Below are 19,380 nucleotides of genomic sequence, written 5' to 3' on the forward strand. Positions count from 1 at the left end.
TTCGAGTGGACGGGATGGGGTCAGTCGTGGGTCAGGATCCACGCGAGCAGATAGCTGCGGGAGTTCGCGGAATCGATGCGCGCGTCGGGAAGGGCACGCGCGTTCTGGAGTGCGGCGGCGGGATCGACGGTGGCCTGGAGCATGATGACGTAGTCGATCAGCGGCAGCTCGAGGGTTCCGGCATCCATCACCCCCGACACCAGTGCGGCGCGGCGCTCGGTGTCCGGGAGGAACGCCGTCGAAGGAGACATCGGGATGAGCTCGATCCCGAGGATCGCCGACGGCGACGCGTCGAAGAACGTCGCGTAATCGCGTTTGCCACCCCAGTTGAGCGCGAAGAACGGGGCCGTCATGCCGGTCGGCATCTCCGCACCGAGCCAGTATCGACGGGCCGTCTCGGTCTCGACGCTCAGTAGCGCCTCGGCTTCGGCGCGTTGGTCGTCCTGATCGGATGCCTCTGCCCACAGCGCGAGTCCCGCCCAGGCGTTCACCGCCTCCGAGGCCGACTCCTGATTGTTCCCGTCGACGAACGGCACCGTGCCGGAGGCCCAGGAGTGACCCTCGTATTCGTCGAACACGCGCCGTGCCGGGAATCCCGGAACGGCCACCGGCGCCGCGAGGTCGAGCGCGATGACGTCGGCCATCGGCCGGTACCTCTCGACGAGGTCGGGATCACCCTGCGCCACGACGCCGAGCGCGTAGAGGAAGTATCCGTAGTGGAAGTGGTGGTCGTTGAACTCGTCGGATCCGTACGCCGGCGCGCGCCCCGTGATCCCGCCGAGCACCGGGTCGTACACGAAGCAGCGGTCGCTGCGCCCCTGGCATCCGCGGGGGTCGAGCCACAGGTCCAGCTCCTGCTCGATCCCGGACTTGAGCGTCGCCGCGACATCGTCCTGGCCGAGGTCGACGGCGAGACGATAGAGCATCGCCGCCCGGTAGAGCTCCTTGCCCCCCGAGTAGGAGTCCGTCGCCACGAACGGGCGCTCGGCGTCCACAGCGATCTGCGCGCGGACGGTGTCCTTCTCGTCGTCGGTCAACGAGTCGACGTCCAGCCCCGCGACGGGCTCGACGCGCGGGACCTCGAACGTGAAGTCCCGCCCGCCCACGAGAGTCGACGGCCCGTAGATGGTGTCGTAGGCGGCCCCGAGGAGTCCGGTCGAGATCTGCTGATGCGGGCGGGCGGCGAAGACGGTGTCCTGGTCGACGTCGAAATGGAAGGTCGTCGCCACCGACTCGCTCTCGACCCGAGTGGTCGCCTCGGTCCCCGTCAGCGGGACGGCACCGGCCACGAGCCGATCGATCACGTCGGAACCCGCGCCGGAGGGGAGCGCGAGCACCGCGAGGCTTCCGCCCGCCGCGACGGAGAAACCGCTGCCGCCGAGCACGGCGTCGGTGCCGACGACGAGGTACGCGACGCCGTTCACCTCGGTCCGCCAGACTCCGGACGACGTCTCGGTCGGCGTCGCGCCCCCCAACCCGATCTCCTGCGCCGTCGTCGCGCGGTAGAACGCGTAGGGCCACCCCTGGGCGAGGGTCAGCGTGCCGACCTCCGCGTCGGCGGTGCTGTAACGGAAATCGGCCGACAGCGCGTCGATCCGCGACAGCACTGTGGACGACCCCGGGACGTCGAACCGCAGGTCGGCGATGAACGAACCGAACACCGACGAGGGCGTGATCGCAACGCGCGGCAGCCCCACCTCGAAGGAGGACGCGGTCGGACGCACCGCCAGCACCCCCGTGTACACCGGGCGTTCGCCGCCGCCGAAGACCGCCGCACCGACCCAGGAGTTGGTCGGCGGCGCCACCCCCTCGGCGAGACGTGTGTCTCCGGCGTAGGGACCGGGCAGTCGGGGGAGATCGGCGGCCACCTGCGCCGCCTCCGTCGCCCACGCCGGGGCGGGCGTGGCGTCGACGGTCGGGGACTCCGGCACCTCCGGGACGCACCCGCTCGCGGCCACTCCGACGGCGACGAGGATCGCGACCGCCGCGACCGTCCGGAGGCGCCGACTCACCGGAACCCCCCGGGGACGAAGAGCTTGCCGACCTGGCGCACGACCCAGGCTCCGAGGTCCTCGTCGCCGCGCAGCTCGAGGGCTGCGGCCACGGGCGCGCCCGCGAACGCCACCGACGCGCCGCCCAGGCTTTCGTCCCGAGCCACGACGACGACCTGCGGCTGCCCGTCGCGTTCCTCGCCGACGTGGAACTCCGTCAGAGCGAGCGTGCGCGAGGTCCCGTCCGGCATCCGGACGTCCACGTCGCCGCCGACCTGCATCCGGGCGTAGTCCCGGGCGTTCATGGGGAAGGACGCTTCCAGGTGGAGGGTGTTCGAAATGCCCACGACGGCGATGATCGAGTTGCCCGGGACGAACGATCCGATGTTGGCCTCGACGTCGCGGACGATGCCGTCGGCGACGGCGGTGAACACCAGCACGTCGTCTCCCTCGACGCGGTAGCCCACGCCCTCGGGGTTCAGTCGCGAGGTCTGCAGCGACTGCTGCAGGGTGGAGCTCTGCAGCCGCAGCAGCTCCTGTCCCTTCACCACGGGTGTGCCCGGCTGGATGGACATGGATGCCACGAACCCGGCGTAGGCGGTCCCGACGCTGTAGGTGTCGGAGACGAGGGTCGCCTCCGATGCGCCGACGCTGAGTGCCCGCTGGTTGGCGTACATCAGTCCGCCGAGGGCGACGGCCAGCACGATCACGGACGACAGGATGAAGCCGCCGATGCGGAGGAACTTCACGAGACCACCTCCAGGGGGTCGAAGGTTCGACGCCGCGGCGCGGTCTGCAGCTGGCGACGGTTGCGGGCGCGGCGGCGGTCCTGCTGCTGCTCGCGGAACGCCACGATGATGAGACCGCCCAGGGCGACGGTGTTCACGACGTTCCAGAAGAGGGCGACGGACAGTTGACCCGTCCAGTCGAACTTCCAGACGCCGACGAGGGTGGTCGCGAGCAGGAACAGGAAGAAGAGAGTCTGCACGCGGATGTAGAGGAAGGGCGAGGTCCGCGCGCCCGCCCCGGTGACGTGCCACGTCCCGGCACGGCCCGTGACGGCGTTGAACAACGCCTTCGTGTAGATCGGGAACGACACGGACGACAGCAGGAGGGTCTCCCAGCGGAAGGCGCCGATCGTGAAGAACGCCATCACCACCTGCATGAGGTAGAAGCCGCAGTAGAAGAGGATCCACTGCCCCAGGGGGACTTCCATCGACATGGGCGTGATGTCGAGGAAGATCTGCAGCGGCGGCAGCAGGAGGAGCGCCAACGGGATGACCCCGTTGAAGTAGAACGTGGCCGTGGCGAAGTACTGCAGCCGCTGGTCCATCGTGAGCGTGCGGCGCGGCGACAGCGGGTTGTGCGTGAGCAGGATCTCGAACGCCCCCGTGGCCCAGCGCACCTGCTGCTTGCTGAAGGACTCGATGCGATCCGGCGTCTCTCCCGTCGCCAGGTGCAATGGGATGTACACCGAGGACCACCCGGCCTCGTGCAGGAGGATCGAGGTCCAGATGTCCTCGGACTTCGACGCCGCATGCAATCCCCCGATGCTGTCGACGGCCGCACGGCGGAACACGACGTTGGTTCCCACGCAGAACGCCGAGTTGAAGCGGTTCTTCCCCGGTTGGGCGAGCGCGTAGAACACCGTCTGCATGTAGGCCGACGCGCGGGCGATGAACCCGTCGATGTTGCCGTAGACCTGCGGGGTCTGCACGAACGCGACCCGGTCGTCGGCGAAGAACGGCATCGTCTCCTCGAGGAAGTTCGGTTCCGGCACGAAGTCCGCGTCGAAGATCGCGAAGTAGTCACCGTCGAGCTGCCGGAGCGCCGCGTTGATGTTGCCCGCCTTGGCGCCCTCGTTCCCTTCACGGGTGCGGTACCCCGCACCCAGCCGCGCGGCCAGTTCGGCGACCTCCGGGCGACGCATGTCGTCGAGGACCCACGTCCGGTGGGCGCCTCGTAGCGCGACGCACGCGCGGACCGTTCGTTCGAGCACCACGAGCGATTCGCCGTAGGTCGGGATGAGCACGTCGATGCCGACGCGCACATCGTGAACCTGCACGTCGGGGCTCTCCGGGTCGCCCGTGAACAGGCTCGCGCGCGCCGCGTGGTACGCGAACCCTCGGGGATTGTGCGTGGAGGAGAGCGCGGTCCACAGGCTCAGGAGGATCTGCAGGATCAGGAAGCTCTCGCAGACCACGACGATCGTGTAGGGAAGCGGATCGCCGACGTTCGCCGGGTTCAGGAGGAATGCCGCGTACAGCAGGCACCCGATCGTCGCGAGGACGACGAGCAGGATCAGCGACGGCGACTGCACCGTGCCGTCGCGGAAGATGTCGGATCCGGCCGAGATCCGGCTGGATGATGTGCGGTGCGTGCGTCGGCGGACGCACCGCCGTCGCTCTGAGTGTCGGGCCATCGCCATTCCCCTCGGGTAAAGGGGGTACAGCGAAACAGCGCATTGACGCAGCGCGTGACACGGCCCCCCAGCCTGAACGGCGGGCGACCTCGGGCGGTCGCACGCCGTCGTCGTTCTGGTGACTGTAGATGAGGGCGAGACGGAAGAATTCACCCTCCGTGGACATTCCGGCCGCTATCCGGACGCGCGACCGGCAGGAATCGACACCATCGCTCTGCGAGGTTCTCGGGAATGGTGCCCCTGATCTGGGTTTCCTCGGATTGGCCGACGGGGAGCTCGAAGGAGACATTCCGTTCCGGGAATGTCGCCCGCACGTCGTCCGACTTTTCCGGAGACGTCCGATCCGAACGGAAGCGGAGTCGCGCAGGGTCATCTGCGGCCCATATTGCGACTCGTGAGCTCGCCCGCACACCCCTCGCGAGCCGAGCACGAGGCCGCTCCCGTGCGGTCGTCGCCGCCTGATGAGCCGGCGATGAGGAAGCTATGAATCACGAAAAGGTAACGGCATCCTCTTCCCTGGCGTTACCTCACCGTTATAGAGTCATCGCACGGTAGTTGTTTTGCTGTGGCAGCTACCGACATGTGATTGCAGGACACTCTGGTGCAGGGAAAGGGCCGGTCGAGACTCCTCGACCGGCCCTTCGTCCGTTCTCGGCCGCGATTCACGACCGATCCGGCCGAACGCGGGAGGATGGGGACGTGAAAGACGAGGATCTGACCGACCCCGACGGGCGCCTCGTGCTCGTCCGCCACGGCGAGACCGAGTGGAGTCGCACCGGTCGCCACACCGGGCTGACCGACATCCCCCTCACCGAGACCGGCGCCTACAAGGCCGAGCTCGCCGGCACCCTGCTCGCCACCCGCCACTGGGACCTCGTGCTGACGAGCCCCCTGCACCGCGCCGTCGAGACCGCCGCCCGGGCGGGCTACCCGCAGGCTGCGCTCGAGCCGCGCCTGGTGGAGTGGGACTACGGCGCGTACGAGGGCCTCACGACGCCCGAGATCGACGCGCGCCTCGGTCGACCGTGGACGATCTGGCAGGCCGGAGCCCCCGCCGGCGCGACCCCCGGCGAGACGGTCGAGCAGGTCACGGCCCGCGCGGAATCCCTCCTGGCCGAACTGCGCCCCCGCGTCCGCGCCGGCGAGCAGGTGCTGCTCTTCTCGCACGCGCACTTCCTCCGCGCCCTGGCCGGTGTCTGGCTGGGCCTCACCGCCGCGGGCGGACGCTACTTCGTGCTCGGCACCTCCGCGGTGAGCGAGCTCGGGTTCGAGCACGGCTCCGAGGTCATCACGCAGTGGAACCACGTCCGCGGGCGCTGACCCGGCCGTGACCTCCGGCGCGGGCGGAGGACCGACGCCCGTCGCGCGAATCGCCCATTAGGCTCTGGCCACGGGGACTCGCCGCCGCACCCTACGACGACGCGGAGAACCGTTCCGGGGGGAGGGGGACGCATGGCCGACGTCCGCGGCGACCGTGAGCTCCTCGCCGCCGTTCGAAGCGGTGAGACCGCAGCCTTCGAAGAGCTGTGGACCCGCCACCGCGAGGCCGCGGCGAGGTACGCGCGGCGGGCGCTTCCCTCGCGGGTGGACGACCTCGTCTCCGAGGCCTTCCTCGCGATCTACCAGCAGGTCACGACGACGGCCACCGGCCCCACGGACGCGTTCCGCCCCTACCTGAAGGCCGTGATCCGCAACACGGCCCTCCGGTGGCGACGCGCGGAGGTCGACCTGAGCGATCGTCCCGTCGAGGACATCGGCACCTCCCTGGATGCGCTGACCCTCGTCGAGCGCGACGACGAGCGCTCCGATCTGTCCGCAGCCCTGGAGGGTCTCCCGCCTCGCTGGCAGCGTCTGCTGTGGTTGACCGAGGTGGAGGGGGCGGACCGCCGGAAGATCGCCGAGGAACTCGGGATCTCGGCCAATGCCGTCTCCGCTCTCCGCCGTCGGGCGACGTCGGGGCTCGCACGCACCTGGCTCGCCCAGCAGATCCCCCCGCTCCTCCGAGACGATCCGACGCACGCCGCCCGCATCCTGCCCGACTACGTCAACCGGGCCACCGACCCACGGACGGATGCCGCCGTCCGTGCCCACATCGCAACCTGCGGGTCGTGCGCCGACCTCCTCCACGCCCTCCGCAGCAGGGCGTCTCGCACCCAGCGCACGCTCATCCTGGTCCTGATCGGCTCGGCGACGGGATCGGGCGCCGCGGCAGCAGCCGCGTCGACGGGTGGCGGGACGGTCACCGCCCTCGGCCTCGGCTCACTCGCCTCGGGAGGACCCGCGTCCTCCACGGCGGGCGGGTCCGCGTCCGTCGGCGTCGCGTCGTCCACGGCGGGCGGGTCCGCGGCCGCCGGCGTCGGTGCCGGCGCCGGCGTCGGCGTCGGCGCCCTGAGCGTGCTCGCCGTCGGCGGTGTCACGGCATCCCTTCTTCTGCTCTCGCCCCTCCTCGGAACAGCAGCCCCCGATGCGGCCGACGCGGCGGCTCCGCCCGCACCGCCGCCCGTCGTGAGCGCAGGATCACCGGTGCTCCCGGCGGCGGAGGACACCTCGCCGACAGAGGCCGCACCCTCCACCCCCGCCCCCGAGGCCACGACCGCCCCCCGCGTGGGGAGGGGGGTCGAGGATCCGAACCTCACGGAGGCTGCTCTCGTCCTCGATCCCGCGGCGCTCCCCCTCCCTCCGTCCGACCGGCCCACCCCGCTCGCGCAGAGCGGTACCCCCACGCCGACACCCGCTCCGACCTCGTCCGCGGGTCCGACCCCCGATCCCGCCGCTGCGACGACGGGGTACCTCGCGCCCGCACTGACCGGGCGCGGTCGACCGGGCGACACCGTCACGGTCGACGTGGACGGATCGCGGTACGCCGCCGACACGACGCCGGACGGCAGCTGGACTTTCGACGCCCGCCGCCTCTCCCTCCCCGCCGGCACCTACCCGTACGCCGTGACGAGTTCCTCGACCGACGGCACGGTCTCGAAACGAGCGGGCAGTTTCACGATCGTGAGTCTCGGGGTCCGCGGCTTCGAGGATCTTGCGGGCATCGAGGACATGACCGTGGACGAAGCATCCACGACCGGTCTCGTGATCGAGGTGGACGGCCCACCGGATGCCACGGTGCTCGCGGTCAGCATGACCGGCCACGCGGTGCAGTTCGCGCTCGACGGCGACGGGCACGCCCGCAAACGCCTCGTGATGGCGGCGCGAGGCTGGTACTACCTCACGTTCCGCGTGGTGGACGGCGACGGTCGCTGGGGCCCCGGCACGGAGCGCGCCGTCGACGTCTACGACCCCGACATCATCTTCGATCCGTGGGGCCCCTCCCCCGAGGAGATGACGTTCGACCTGACCGAACCCTGAGTCGGCCCGCTCACGCGCCGCCCGAGTCGAAGAACCCGGCCAGCGCGGGGGCCGTGTCCAGGACCGTCGAGAGATTCGCGAGCAGGATCAGCCCGAGCGCTCCCGCCAGCAGAGTCAGCGCGACCGCGGCGGATGCCAGGCTCCGACGCACCAGGCGCCGATCGCGCGGCGCTCGCGCACGTCGCACGAGCATCCAGGCGACCGACGCCCCGAGCCCGACGATGACGACGGACAGGCAGACGACGAGGGCTGCGTGGTACGTGCGGAAATCGGCGACCAGAGCACTCGTGACGGGACCGTAGACACCCGCGGCCAGCTCCGCGCGTACGGTGACGACCTCGGGCGAGGTCCCGATCGGCAGGAAGCTCATTACCGAGGACAACGGCGCGACCGCTCCCTGCACGTTCGCCACGACGATCAGCAGCACCAGCACGGGGAGCGACGCTCCCAGCACGCCCGCGGCGATCCACGCGGCTCGTGGGAGGAGCGTGCCGGCGCGCACGGCACGCTCCCACACCTGGCGCCCGACGCCCACCAGCGCGTACAGCAGCGCGATCGCGAGCGCGGCCTTGGTGAAGTGGAACACCGCCCAGAAGGTCACCGCGTCCGAGAGCGGGGCCGCGGGAGCGGCCGCACCCGACGACATCCACCGCTCGAATCCCACCGACACGGTCTCGACGAGACCCGCGACCGCGACCCGGCCCGCCGACGACCACTCGGCCACGAGCGACGGGAGGATCATCGTCGCGACGCCGAGGAGGACCGCGGACAGGACCCAGGATGCCGGACCTCGGTGCCGCGCCGTCGCGGCGATGACGGTCATCGCGCCGACTCGGGTGCCGTCGGCGCGATGACCCCCGCGGCGTTCCAGATCCATGCGACGCGCAGGATGAATGCCAGGAGGGCGACCTCCAGCCCGATCGAGATCGCGTAGAACGCCGCCCACTCCAGACTCTCGCCCACGACGTTGAAGAGCGAGTAGGGGACGAGCACGATCGCGACCACGAGGTTGGTGATGCGGTTCGCTCGGGCGGGGAGGGCCAGGGAGAGGACCACCATGAGGGCGGGGACCGCGACCGAGGCCAACATCACCGTCAGCAGAGGAGCGCTGACCTCGAAGTCCCACACCTTGCCGTTCAGGATCTCGGCGAGCACTCCGGGTTTGAAGAAGTTGAGGATGTCGACGTAGGCGTACAGGAACATGAAGCTCGTCCATGCGGCGGCGATCTTGGCCTGCACGGGAATCGTTGTTGTCATGTCTCGAGACTCGCGCCGAGTCCATCGGAGTCCATCGGACGAGAGGCCGGAACCCGGTCGGCCGAAAGCACGGTTCTCGGCTCGTCCCGCGGGCCGACGACACGGACACCGGGGCGAACGAGCATCGAGACATGTCGAACGAACACGCACGACAGTCCCCGGACGGCGCCTGGCTCGCCGTCACCGGGCTCTTGCTGTTGAGCGCACTCCCCGTCATCGGCGGGATCCTGCGATTGGGCGAGATCCCTTCCGCGGGCGCGGTGCGCCCCGCGGCCTCGTCGATCGCCGCTGTGGCGCACATCGTCGGGATGACCCTCTTCTGCCTGCTGGGCGCGTTCCAGTTCTCACCGGCGCTGCGCTCTCGCCGCCGATGGCATCGCGGCGCCGGCCGCGCGCTGATCCCCGTCGGCTTCGTCGCGGCGCTGGGCGCAGCCTGGCTCGCGGTCTTCTTCGGGGGGCCGGCCGACCAGCGGCCCCTGGCGATGGTCCGACTCGTCTTCGCCGCGGCCATGATCGTGTCGCTCGCGCTCGGGACCGCCGCGATCGCCCGTCGGGACTTCGCGGCCCACGGCGACTGGATGACGCGGGCGTTCGCGATCGGGGTCGGCAACGGCACGCAGGCGCTCGTCGTCCTGCTCTGGACCGTACCTCTGGGCGACGTGGACGCCGACGGCGAGACGTGGCTCGTGGCCACCGGCACCCTCCTCACGGCTCTGGTCGCCGAGGCCGTCATCCACCGGCGGGCTGTTCGGCGCGGACGAGCCACGGCGGCGGGGGAAGCGCTTGTATCCTGACGCGGTGACCGGGGTGCTGCGTTCCGTATGGAGTGCGCCGCGCGCGGTGCCCCCGCCGCCGCGCCGGGTATGGCGCGACGGTGTCCTCCTCGCCGTCGTCGCACTCGCGGCAGTGTCCGAAGGCATCCTGCGAACCGACCTGCCCCACCCGCTGCTCTCCGTCGTCGCCGTGCTCGCGGTCCTGCCGACCGTGCTGTGGCGGCGCGCGCACCCGCTGTGGATGCTGACGATCGCCCTCGCCCCCGTCGATCTCGTGCTGCCGACCTCGCTGCTGTACGCCGGAACGTTCGTGCTCGTGATGGTCTATGCGCTCTTCCGATGGGGCTCCGGTCGCGACCTCATCGTCGGGTCGGCGGTGATCCTCGTGACACTGGCGCTCACCCTCGTACGCGGCGGCGGCCTCGACGAAGTCGTCGGTGGGACGACGCTGTTGCTGGCGACCGTTCTGCTCGGTGTCCTGGTCCGTTCGCGGGCGGGCGCCCGGCACCGACTGCTCGACCAGGCGCGCCTGCGCGAACGCGAACAACTCGCCCGTGATCTCCACGACACCGTCGCCCACCACATGTCGGCGATCGCGATCCGCGCGCAGGCCGGTCTCGCCGTCGCGGAGCACGACCCGAGGGCGGCACGCGACGCACTGCAGGTCATCGAAGCCGAAGCCGGTCGCACGCTGCGCGAGCTGAGGTCGATCGTGCGGGTCCTCCGGCAGGACGAAACGGCGGAACGCGCTCCGAGTCCGGGCATCGGCGACATCGTGAACCTCGCCGGCCGCGCGCCCGGCGGCGCCGCCGTCACCGTGACGATCGACGGCGATCCCGGCATCCTTCCCCCTCCGGTGGCGGCCGCAGTCTCGCGGATCGCGCAGGAGTCGGTGACGAACGCCCTCCGCCACGCGCACGACGTCAGCCGCGTCGACGTCAGCGTCGACGTCGATGACCGGGCAGTGCGGTTGCGCGTGACGAACGACGGCCGCCTCCCCCTGGCGTCCACGCCCGGCTTCGGGATCATCGGCATGATGGAGCGCGCCGCCCTGCTCGGCGGCTCGTGCACCTCCGGCCCGTCCCCCGAGGGCGGCTGGAGGGTCAGTGCGGACCTGCCTCGAACGGGGTGGGCAACGTGAGCATCCGCGTCCTCGTCGCGGACGACCAGGAGCTGGTGCGCACGGGGCTGAGCATGATCCTCGACGCGCAGCCGGACATCGACGTCGTCGGCCAGGCTGCGGACGGGCACGAAGCGATCGCTCAGGCGCGACGGCTGCGGCCGGACGTCTGCGTGTTCGACATCCGGATGCCGGGCATCGACGGCATCGAAGCGACGCGTCTCCTGGCGGGACCCGAGGTCGACGACCCGATGGCCGTCGTCGTCATCACCACGTTCGACCTCGACGAATACGTGTTCGGCGCCTTGCGCGCAGGGGCGAGGGGATTCCTCCTGAAGGACGCCGGCACGCGGTTGCTTACGCAGGCCGTGCGAGCCGCCGCTCGAGGCGACGCTCTCATCGCCCCGAATGTGACCGTGCGACTCCTCGAGGCGTTCGCCGGCGCGAGCCCCGACTCACCGCCGCCGCAACCGCTCGATCCGCTCACCGATCGTGAAGAACAGGTGCTCGCGAGGGTTGCCGTCGGACGCAGCAACAGCGAGATCGCGGGCGAGCTCTACATCACGCTCAGCACGGTCAAGACGCACATCGCGAGCCTGATGTCGAAGCTCGGCGCGCGGAACCGCGTCGAGATCGCGATCTGGGCGTACCAGTCCGGGCGCGTGCGTTAGGGCCCGGGCGTCACCGGCGATCTCATCACGAAAACATCACGACCAACCCTTCCCTTCCGTTACCTCACCGTTATAGAGTCATCGCACGGTGATCGTTTGCTGTGGCGGTCACCGACATGTGATTGCAGGACACTCTTGGTGCAGAGGGCCGGTCGGATGCCGCTTCGACCGGCCCTTCCTGTATTCACCGACATGGACGTGGCACCGCCCCCGTCGGGTCGGGACGCCCTACCCTGAGTCCATGACCGATCGTCGCCTCGCCGTCCAGGCATGGGAGAGCCTGTTCCGTGCGCAGCACGAGGTGTTCGAGGATCTGCGCACCGACTTCGAGTGCTCCGAGCTGTCGCAGGCCGAGTACGACGTTCTCCTGACGGTGACCCGTCGCCGGGGGATGACCGCGCGCCTGCGCGATGTCACGGCGAACATGCTCATCAGCCAGCCCAGCGTCTCGCGCCTGGTGGAGCGCATGGTCGCCCGCGGGCTGCTGACCAAGTGCGCCGACCCCGAGGACGGCCGCGGCTCGCTCGTCACGGCGACCGAAGCCGGCGCCGTCGCCTTCCGCCGTCTCGCCGCCGCGCACGCGACCTCGATCGCGGACCGCATGGCCCGACTCGACGACGCCGAGCTCGCGCAGCTCCACTCGCTGACCGCGAAGCTCCGCGACGAGCGCTGACGCCGGGGCCGCACCGCGCCGCGCTCCGCCGTTGAGTGTCCAAGACACGCCGTTCGGCGCCGATGGCATCGGCGTGTCTTGGACACGGAAGCCCGGGGACGACGCCGACCGCCCGCGCGTCAGCACTCGATGACGTTGACCGCGAGGCCGCCCTCGCTGGTCTCCTTGTACTTCGTCGACATGTCGATGCCGGTCTGCCGCATCGTCTCCACGACGGTGTCGAGCGACACGTAGTGCGTGCCGTCGCCGCGCAGCGCGAGGCGCGCGGCGGTGACGGCCGTCGAGGCCGCGATCGCGTTGCGCTCGATGCACGGGATCTGCACGAGACCGCCGACCGGGTCGCACGTGAGACCGAGGTGGTGCTCCATCGCGATCTCGGCCGCGTTCTCGATCTGCCGGTTCGTGCCGCCCATCACCGCCGTGAGCCCTCCCGCGGCCATGGCGCACGCGGAGCCGACCTCGGCTTGGCATCCACCCTCGGCACCCGAGATCGACGCGTTGTTCTTGAACAGCGACCCCAGGGCCGCCGCCGTCAGGAGGAAGCGACGGATGCCACGGCGGCGATTGGCCTCGGCCACCTGCGCGTCGTCCCACCCGGCGGCTTCGTCCCGCGTGGCGGCGTGACCGTGGAAGCCGAGCAGCGCGCTCCCGACCAACTCGCCGTGCGGGGTGACGGCGTTGCCCACACCGAGTCCGGAATCCGCGAGGAACCGCCACCAGTACATCGCCACCGCGGGGAGGATGCCCGCCGCACCGTTGGTGGGAGCGGTCACCACGCGCCCTCCGGCGGCGTTCTCCTCGTTCACCGCGAGGGCGAACGCACCCAGCCACTCCCCCGGGAGTTCGCGGTGTCCCTCCGCCTCGATCGCCTCGAGCTGTCCGCGGATGACCGACGCCCGGCGCTTGACCTTCAGGATGCCGGGGAGCACCCCGTCGTGCTGCAGACCGGCGTCGACGCAGGAGGCCATGGCATCCCAGATCCGGTCCAGTCCCTCGGCGATCTCCTCGTCGGAGCGCAGTGCTTCCTCGTTGCGGCGCGCGGCTTCGGCGATCGTGATGCCGTGCTCGTCGCACAGCGCGATCAGCGACGCGGCGTCGGTGTACGGGAACGGCACGGGAGCGGCGGCGACCCGCGGCGGCTCGCCCTCCCGGCGGATGAACCCGCCGCCGACCGAGTAGTAGGTCTCGTCGGCGAGGATCGCGCCGTCGGCGTCACGCGCGAACAGCGTCATCGCGTTCGGGTGGCCGGGCAGGCGCGTGCGCGGCGCGAGCACGATGTCGGATTTCGAGAACGGGATGCCATGGCTCCCAGCGAGGGCGAGCTCCCGGCCGTCGGGCCAGTCCGACCAGGCCCGGCGCACGGCATCCGGATCCACCGTCTCGGGTTCGAGCCCCTGGAGGCCCGCGACCACGGCATCCGGGGTGCCGTGCCCGATACCGGTCGCGCCGAGCGATCCGTACAGGGCGCAGGAGACGGATGCCACCCGATCGAGCGTCCGGGTGGAACGCAGGCGTGCGGCGAATTCTGCGGCGGCCCTCATGGGGCCGACCGTGTGGGAGCTCGAGGGTCCTACTCCGATGGAGAACAACTCGAACGCCGAGACGTAGGCGCTCATGGGAACAGCGTACGTCGCGCCCCCGTCACCGTCCGGACACCCGCGCGCCACGCCCGGGATGCCGTGCCGTCGGCGCCGATTAGACCTCCACCGGTTCTCCGTCTATGCTGGACCACGGCCTGCGCGCCGTTTCGCGCGGAGGCCCTGCGCCCGTAGCTCAATGGATAGAGCATCTGACTACGGATCAGAAGGTTAGGGGTTCGAGTCCCTTCGGGCGCACACTGTGTTGAGACAGTGAAACAACGGCCCCCGCTTCGGCGGGGGCCGTTGTTGTTTCCACCTGCACACTCGGACCGCACATCGGCACGGATCCCCGACGCGGTCGCGAGCTACGGTCGCGTGATCAGCGCCGGCGGAGCGTGGCCACCCGAAGATTCACACCCACCTGCGCGAGCAGCGAAGGCACGAAGCAGGCGAATACAGTCAGGGCCCTGAGCCAGCCGTTCTCGACGCCGTGGGCGAGTATCAATCCCCCGAACACCGTGAACCCGATCCCCACCACGAAGAATGCCCGCAAGCGTCTCTCGGGACGGTGAAGAAACGGAACGCGATCGGTCGGATTCCGTCGGTGGTAATCGAGCATCCCGGCGATGTACACGCTCTGCCCCATCACCACGCTCGCAACCCAGACCCACGTCATAGCGGCATCGACCCCGCCCCCTCAGCCTCGCGCGACGGTGACGACCATACGGACCGGTGGCGCCGACCGAGTGGGCTTGACGTAGCGCGAGTTGTCGCACCGACGACCTCGAGGCGAGCTGTTCGCGACACGGCTCGGGGAAGCCGGCTTGCTGCGGGCGTCGAAGTCGCCGCGGGAATACCCTCCGGCCGCGCACCATAGCCAGGCAACCGGCGTCCTGGTAGCGGGCGGCCTCAGATCGCGTCGGCGGTGATGAGCCGTTTCCGCAGGGCGCGGACCGCGTCGCGGCCGGCGCGATTGGCGCCCACCGTCGACTGCGACGGTCCGAACCCGATGAGGTGCACGCGCGGCTCGACGGCGACCTGGGTGCCCGTCAGCTGGATTCCCCCGCACTCGTTCCGCAGCCCGAGTGGATCGAGGTGCCCGAGGTCGGGACGGAAGCCCGTCGCCCACAGGATCGCGTCGACCGGGGTGAACGACCCGTCGGCCTCCCGCACCCCGTCGGGTTCGATCGAGGTGAACATCGGGCGACGCACGAGGGCTCCGCGCTCCCGAGCCGCGACCGCGTACGGCAGCCAGGACAGTCCGGTGTAGGAGACGACGCTCCCCGAGGGGTTTCCCGCCTCGACGTCGGCGACGACCTTCGCGATGACCTCCCGCCCCGTCTCGGGTGTGAAGTCCCCTTCCCAGAACACGGGTTCCCGCCGCGTGTACCAGAACACGGTCGCCACCCGGGAGATCTCCTCGAGCTGCTGCACCGCGGAGATGCCTCCGCCCACGATCGCCACACGGAGACCCGCGAACTCCTCGAGCGAGACGTAGTCGCGGGTGTGCGACTGCCGACCGCGGAAGGTCTCCTGGCCGGGATAGTGCGGGAGCAGCGGGTTGTTCCACGTTCCGGTCGCGTTGATGACCGCGCGCGTCTCCCACACCCCCGACGTCGACTCCACGATCAGGTCGCCGTCGGGGTCGGCATCCGCGTAACGCACCGCGGTCACGGTCACCGGGCGCACGATCGGCGGCCGCAGGTGCTGCTCGTACGCGGCGAAGTAGGCGGGCACCGCGTCGCGGCTCGGCGCCGACTCATCGATCGGCGGCTTCGGGAAGCCGGGGAGGTCGAAGATCCCGTTCACGGTCGCCATCGTCAGCGACTCCCATCGGTGCCGCCAGGCACCGCCCGCCGCGGGTTCGGCATCCAGCACCACGAACGACGGCCCGTCCCCGTCGCGCGCGGGGTCCAGCGCGCTCACGAATCCGGCCCGGGCGAGGTGGTACGCCGCGGACAAGCCTGCCTGACCCGCGCCGATGACGACGACGCTCGCGCGACGCCGGTCTTCCGCGGAAATGCCCACGCTCGATTATCGGCGCGGATCCGCTCAGGGGCGGCTCAGCCGGTCGCGACTGCGCCGGTACTCGAGCACGACGACCGCGAGAACGACCGCGACGGCGGTGCCGACGACCGTGACCACGGGCAGGAGCGCGCAGGCGAGCACGAGCGCCGCGGCGGCGAGGAACAGCGCCGAGGCGGCCGCGGGGATCCGCCCGCGCAGGAGCACCGCCCACGTGGCCACCAGGAACACCGCGACCGGGATCGTCAGCGCGAGCGAGGCGGTACCGGCATCCAGGTGCTCCGCGGCTCCGGTGATCAGGTCGAGCTCGACCTCGATCCCCGCCGACACCGCACCGGCGGCGGCGAAGACGAAGTAGTGCGCGTACCCGAACGTGAACGCCCGACGCCCGGCACCGAGCCCGTCGCCCTGCTCGCGCGAGAAGTAGGTCCACCACATCCCCGCCGCCAGCACGACGCCCGCGATAGCGAGGGCGGCGAGATCGCCGGAGTGCCCTTCGGCGTTGCGCGCGTCGATGATGGCGTTCGCCGACGCCAGCAGGCTCTCCCCCAGCACGATCAGCGTGAAGAGGCTGTAGCGCTCCGCGACATGGTGCGGATGCCACGGTGTCCCCTGCACGCGCTCCGCCCACACCGGCACGAGGAACTCAAGGATCATGACCGGCCAGAACGTCCAGAACTGCACCTCGGGAGGGAACGCGATGCGCGCCACCCACAGCAGTTGCACGATCGAGATGCCCACCGCGAAGCGGATCGCGACCCTCCGCCGAGACGGATCCGACAGGGCCACCCGCACCCACTGCCCCACCATGGCCAGACGCATGACCACGTAGCCCCAGGTGACGGTATCCCAGCGACCCTCGACCATCGCGTCGTGGACACCCGCGGCGAGTATCAGGACGCCGCCCATCTGCACGATCGTCATCACCCGGTACAGCCAGTCGTCGGTGTCGAACGCCGAGGCGAACCAGGTGTAGTTCACCCACGCCCACCACAGCGCGAAGAACACCATCGCGTAGGTCAGCGTCGCCGACGCCGCGTGCCCCTCCACGACACCGTGGTGGAGGTTCTGCGACGCCTGCGACACGGCGACGACGAAGACGAGGTCGAAGAACAGCTCGAGAGGGCTCGCCACCCGGTGATGCTGATGCGGGTCGCGCCCCGTCATCCGCACCAGGCCGGCGCGGGCCAGGATCGAGCCGCTCATGCGTGCGGCGGGATGCGGAACGAACCGATGCGGTCGCCCACGGCGGTCACGATGGCGGTGGACTCCCCCGTGAACACGCGACTGCGCCAGGAGCCGGCGTTGATGGCGTCGACGGCTCGCTGGACGACGAGGGGAACGGAGACGGATGTCATCGGGGTCCTCCGGAACGGGGAGTGATCACCGCCCGAGGACGCGGCTCCGGCGGCGGCGCGTTCGACACGCAGCGACAGAAAGCTACACGCGACCATCCGGCCGAGTCGGCCCACCGGGGCCCCTTTGTCGGTCGGAGCGGGTGAATTCGTGGGTGATACGCGATTTCGGCCACGGAATCGCCGTCGCCGCGTCACCTTCGGTGCCGACCGCACTCCCCTGAGGTGACGGGGCTCCCGCATGCCGGCCCCGTCGACCCGAAGGGAGAGCCGATGTCACTGTCCGAGCCGATGGACCCTCACGCGTCCCCCTCCGGCGCGACGCGCATCGACCTCCGCGACGTCGTCGTCGCCTCCCGTCATCTCTTCGCACTCCGCCACGAGCCGGACCGGATCCCGGCAGCCGTCATCGCGACCCTCGCGCGAACCCCGACCTCGGTGATCGCGCGGCTCTCCGGCGCCGAACGGTGGTACGCGGCCGCAGCCATCGCCGGCGCCCGCGCCTCGGCGGGGTCCTACGACGCCGCCGCGTCGGCCCTCGCCGCGGTCGCGTGGGAGACGCTGTCCACCCACGCGGGGATCGAACCCCGGGCTCGCGCCTGGGGCTGGCTCATCGTCGCTGAGATCTCCCTCGCCGGCGGTTCGCTGCGCCGCGCTCTGAACGCCGCGGAGAATGCCCGCGTGGCGCTCGGCGAGCACCCCGACGAGATCATGCAGCAGGAGGCGGGCGCCCTCGCCGCACTGGCGCGCGCCCTCAACGGGGAGTCCGGCCACGCCCGACGCTTCATCGACGGCGCGTCGCCGAGCCCGGCGGCCCGCGTCGAACGACTCGTCGTCTACACGCGCGCCGTGCTCGCCGCCGCCGAGGCGGACGCGCGGGTTCTGAGCGACTGCGCCGAGACGCTGCGTCGACGATCCCCCGTCCACGACACCGCCGAAGCCGCCGCGACCCTGATGGCGGCGCTCGCTCACCTCCTCGACGGCCGCGTCGACGAGGCGTCGGCGAAAGCGACGAGCATCCTGCATGCGACGGCGTACGACCGTTTCCCTCCGGTCCTGCGGGCGCTGGCGGCCACGCTCACCGCTCGCACGCTCATCGCGCGCGGCGACCACCTGCGCGCGCTGACGGTGCTTCACGAGCGATCCTCCCCCGCGGGCCACGTGGTGTGTCTCGAGTCGGTCCGGGCCTCCGCGCACCTCGGGATCGGATGGTGGCGCGAATGCCTCCGCGCCACCGACGGATGTCTGCGGATGGGCCATCAGCACGCGCTGAGGACCCTCACCTCGGTGTCGCTGAACCGCGCCGTCGCCCTGCACCGGCTCGGCCACGCGCAGGCGGCCGACGCGATGTTCGCGGACGGTGTCCACACGGCGCTGAGCACGGGAGCGATCGTGGACCTGCTCCTCCTTCCCCCGGGCGAGACCGACACCCTGTTCTCCCGAGCGGGGGAAGCGGCGGCGGGTCTGTCGCAGCGCGTCCGGGACGCCCGGACGTTCACCCCGGCCCCACGACGCGCTGCACGGGCCATCCCCGCCTTCAGCCCGAGAGAAGAGGTCCTGGCTCGCGCCCTGCTCGCGGGCACCACGATGCGCGAGATCGCGATCGAGCTGCACGTGTCCGTGAACACCATCAAGACCCAGACCCGGGCCGTGTACCGCAAGGCCGGGGTGCGCTCCCGCACCGAGCTGATCTTTCTCCTGGACGACATCGGATTCGGCGGCGCGGCGCGGCCGTCGTGATCCGTGCCGTCAGGCGGGACCACCGGCCTGCAGCTGCGCGATCTGCGCGCGCGCCGCGTCGACGAGCTCCGAATTCGTGTGGGCACGACCCCCCAACCCCACCCGCCGTCGACGGCCTCGGTCAACAGGACCCATGTCCGGGCCGTCAGCGACGGGTCTCCCGCGGCATCCGCCACGATCCGCGTGAATTGCTCGACCACCGCGACCTGCTTTTCGCGGTCCAGCGCGCCCGCGTTCGTCAGCACCTGGACGCGCACGTAGGCGGACTCCCCCTCGACGTTGGAGAGACGGTCGTCGGTCAGTTCGTGGACGAACGCGGCGGTGTTCTCGCGGAACATCGGGATGTCGGGGACCTGTTCGATCCGCATCAGCGTCGTCGCGAGGGTCCGCGCCAGCGCGTGCGTATCGGGGAAGGT

17 protein-coding genes and 1 tRNA gene are annotated in these 19,380 nt (G+C 70.7%); 8 read left to right on the forward strand and 10 right to left on the reverse strand.

Features of this window, described 5'->3' with window-relative positions:
• Positions 1-20: 20 nt before the first annotated feature.
• From CSIV_RS16835 to CSIV_RS16845, 3 genes are read right to left on the reverse strand one after another with little or no spacing between them, the layout of a single operon-like run.
• Positions 21-2,012 carry a glycosyl hydrolase gene (locus tag CSIV_RS16835; protein ID WP_077052455.1) on the reverse strand — a complete coding sequence of 664 codons (1,992 nt, stop codon included), beginning with the start codon at positions 2,010-2,012 and terminating at the stop codon, positions 21-23.
• Positions 2,009-2,740, reverse strand: coding sequence for an HlyD family efflux transporter periplasmic adaptor subunit (locus CSIV_RS18530; RefSeq protein ID WP_077052456.1), 732 nt, complete (start codon positions 2,738-2,740; stop codon positions 2,009-2,011). Before CSIV_RS18530 ends, CSIV_RS16835 begins: the two co-directional genes overlap by 4 nt.
• Positions 2,737-4,413, reverse strand: a complete 1,677-nt coding sequence (locus tag CSIV_RS16845; RefSeq protein WP_160897448.1) for a glycosyltransferase — start codon at positions 4,411-4,413, stop codon at positions 2,737-2,739. The genes CSIV_RS18530 and CSIV_RS16845 overlap by 4 nt, the downstream gene beginning before the upstream one ends.
• Before the next feature lie 699 nt (positions 4,414-5,112).
• Here CSIV_RS16845 and CSIV_RS16850 point away from each other — a divergent pair.
• Entirely contained in the window at positions 5,113-5,733 is a 621-nt protein-coding gene (locus CSIV_RS16850) for a histidine phosphatase family protein (protein ID WP_077052458.1), read from the forward strand.
• A 132-nt stretch (positions 5,734-5,865) separates the two neighbouring features.
• Entirely contained in the window at positions 5,866-7,770 is a 1,905-nt protein-coding gene (locus CSIV_RS16855) for a sigma-70 family RNA polymerase sigma factor (protein ID WP_077052459.1), read from the forward strand.
• A gap of 10 nt (positions 7,771-7,780) precedes the next feature.
• On the opposite strand, the gene CSIV_RS16860 is transcribed toward CSIV_RS16855, so the two are convergent.
• A complete protein-coding gene (locus CSIV_RS16860) occupies positions 7,781-8,647 on the reverse strand; it encodes a hypothetical protein (RefSeq protein WP_077052460.1) in 867 nt (288 codons plus the stop codon).
• The gene (locus tag CSIV_RS16865) at positions 8,590-9,027 is read right to left on the reverse strand and encodes a DUF6326 family protein (protein WP_077052461.1); all 438 of its coding nucleotides are present in this window, start codon (positions 9,025-9,027) and stop codon (positions 8,590-8,592) included. Before CSIV_RS16865 ends, CSIV_RS16860 begins: the two co-directional genes overlap by 58 nt.
• A 131-nt stretch (positions 9,028-9,158) precedes the next feature.
• On the opposite strand from CSIV_RS16865, the gene CSIV_RS16870 reads away from it, so the two are divergent.
• The 4 genes from CSIV_RS16870 to CSIV_RS16885 all read left to right on the forward strand — a co-directional run bounded on the left by CSIV_RS16870 (position 9,159) and on the right by CSIV_RS16885 (position 12,264).
• Complete coding sequence (locus tag CSIV_RS16870; protein WP_077052462.1) at positions 9,159-9,821, forward strand: DUF2306 domain-containing protein; 663 nt, start codon at positions 9,159-9,161, stop codon at positions 9,819-9,821.
• Positions 9,822-9,825: 4 nt separating this feature from the next.
• Entirely contained in the window at positions 9,826-10,941 is a 1,116-nt protein-coding gene (locus CSIV_RS16875) for a sensor histidine kinase (protein WP_083735199.1), read from the forward strand.
• Positions 10,938-11,591, forward strand: a complete 654-nt coding sequence (locus tag CSIV_RS16880) for a response regulator (protein ID WP_077052738.1) — start codon at positions 10,938-10,940, stop codon at positions 11,589-11,591. Before CSIV_RS16875 ends, CSIV_RS16880 begins: the two co-directional genes overlap by 4 nt.
• A gap of 241 nt (positions 11,592-11,832) precedes the next feature.
• Positions 11,833-12,264, forward strand: coding sequence for a MarR family winged helix-turn-helix transcriptional regulator (locus CSIV_RS16885; protein WP_077052464.1), 432 nt, complete (start codon positions 11,833-11,835; stop codon positions 12,262-12,264).
• Between the two features lie 119 nt (positions 12,265-12,383).
• Here the strand turns inward: CSIV_RS16885 and CSIV_RS16890 are convergent, their stop codons facing one another.
• The gene (locus CSIV_RS16890; RefSeq protein ID WP_077052465.1) at positions 12,384-13,880 is read right to left on the reverse strand and encodes an L-serine ammonia-lyase, iron-sulfur-dependent, subunit alpha; all 1,497 of its coding nucleotides are present in this window, start codon (positions 13,878-13,880) and stop codon (positions 12,384-12,386) included.
• A 146-nt stretch (positions 13,881-14,026) separates the two neighbouring features.
• Here CSIV_RS16890 and CSIV_RS16895 point away from each other — a divergent pair.
• Positions 14,027-14,099, forward strand: a tRNA-Arg gene (locus tag CSIV_RS16895).
• 124 nt (positions 14,100-14,223) lie between these two features.
• Here CSIV_RS16895 and CSIV_RS16900 read toward each other — a convergent pair.
• The 4 genes from CSIV_RS16900 to CSIV_RS18535 form a co-directional block, all read right to left on the reverse strand.
• Entirely contained in the window at positions 14,224-14,520 is a 297-nt protein-coding gene (locus CSIV_RS16900; protein ID WP_077052466.1) for a hypothetical protein, read from the reverse strand.
• A 233-nt stretch (positions 14,521-14,753) separates the two neighbouring features.
• Complete coding sequence (locus CSIV_RS16905; protein WP_077052739.1) at positions 14,754-15,866, reverse strand: flavin-containing monooxygenase; 1,113 nt, start codon at positions 15,864-15,866, stop codon at positions 14,754-14,756.
• 30 nt (positions 15,867-15,896) lie between these two features.
• Positions 15,897-17,075 (reverse strand): low temperature requirement protein A, encoded by a 1,179-nt coding sequence (locus CSIV_RS16910; protein WP_139340748.1) that lies wholly within the window; start codon positions 17,073-17,075, stop codon positions 15,897-15,899.
• Complete coding sequence (locus CSIV_RS18535) at positions 17,072-17,227, reverse strand: hypothetical protein (protein WP_160897449.1); 156 nt, start codon at positions 17,225-17,227, stop codon at positions 17,072-17,074. The genes CSIV_RS16910 and CSIV_RS18535 overlap by 4 nt, the downstream gene beginning before the upstream one ends.
• Before the next feature lie 270 nt (positions 17,228-17,497).
• Between CSIV_RS18535 and CSIV_RS16915 the strand changes: the two genes are divergently transcribed.
• Complete coding sequence (locus tag CSIV_RS16915; protein ID WP_077052467.1) at positions 17,498-18,964, forward strand: helix-turn-helix transcriptional regulator; 1,467 nt, start codon at positions 17,498-17,500, stop codon at positions 18,962-18,964.
• Positions 18,965-19,380: the final 416 nt, after the last annotated feature.

Source organism: Microbacterium sp. CSI-V (genome assembly GCF_001984105.1).
In the GTDB taxonomy this organism is placed as follows: domain Bacteria; phylum Actinomycetota; class Actinomycetes; order Actinomycetales; family Microbacteriaceae; genus Microbacterium.

What these genes read in the sequence shown, in the direction of transcription:
- CSIV_RS16900 (WP_077052466.1), bottom strand. Translation starts at nt 14,520, where the DNA reads ATGACGTGGGTCTGGGTTGCGAGCGTGGTGATGGGGCAGAGCGTGTAC.
- CSIV_RS16915 (WP_077052467.1), top strand. Translation starts at nt 17,498, where the DNA reads ATGTCACTGTCCGAGCCGATGGACCCTCACGCGTCCCCCTCCGGCGCG.
- CSIV_RS16855 (WP_077052459.1), top strand. Translation starts at nt 5,866, where the DNA reads ATGGCCGACGTCCGCGGCGACCGTGAGCTCCTCGCCGCCGTTCGAAGC.
- CSIV_RS16870 (WP_077052462.1), top strand. Translation starts at nt 9,159, where the DNA reads ATGTCGAACGAACACGCACGACAGTCCCCGGACGGCGCCTGGCTCGCC.
- CSIV_RS18535 (WP_160897449.1), bottom strand. Translation starts at nt 17,227, where the DNA reads ATGACATCCGTCTCCGTTCCCCTCGTCGTCCAGCGAGCCGTCGACGCC.
- CSIV_RS16890 (WP_077052465.1), bottom strand. Translation starts at nt 13,880, where the DNA reads ATGAGCGCCTACGTCTCGGCGTTCGAGTTGTTCTCCATCGGAGTAGGA.
- CSIV_RS16860 (WP_077052460.1), bottom strand. Translation starts at nt 8,647, where the DNA reads ATGGATCTGGAACGCCGCGGGGGTCATCGCGCCGACGGCACCCGAGTC.
- CSIV_RS16845 (WP_160897448.1), bottom strand. Translation starts at nt 4,413, where the DNA reads ATGGCCCGACACTCAGAGCGACGGCGGTGCGTCCGCCGACGCACGCAC.
- CSIV_RS16865 (WP_077052461.1), bottom strand. Translation starts at nt 9,027, where the DNA reads ATGACAACAACGATTCCCGTGCAGGCCAAGATCGCCGCCGCATGGACG.
- CSIV_RS16885 (WP_077052464.1), top strand. Translation starts at nt 11,833, where the DNA reads ATGACCGATCGTCGCCTCGCCGTCCAGGCATGGGAGAGCCTGTTCCGT.
- CSIV_RS16910 (WP_139340748.1), bottom strand. Translation starts at nt 17,075, where the DNA reads ATGAGCGGCTCGATCCTGGCCCGCGCCGGCCTGGTGCGGATGACGGGG.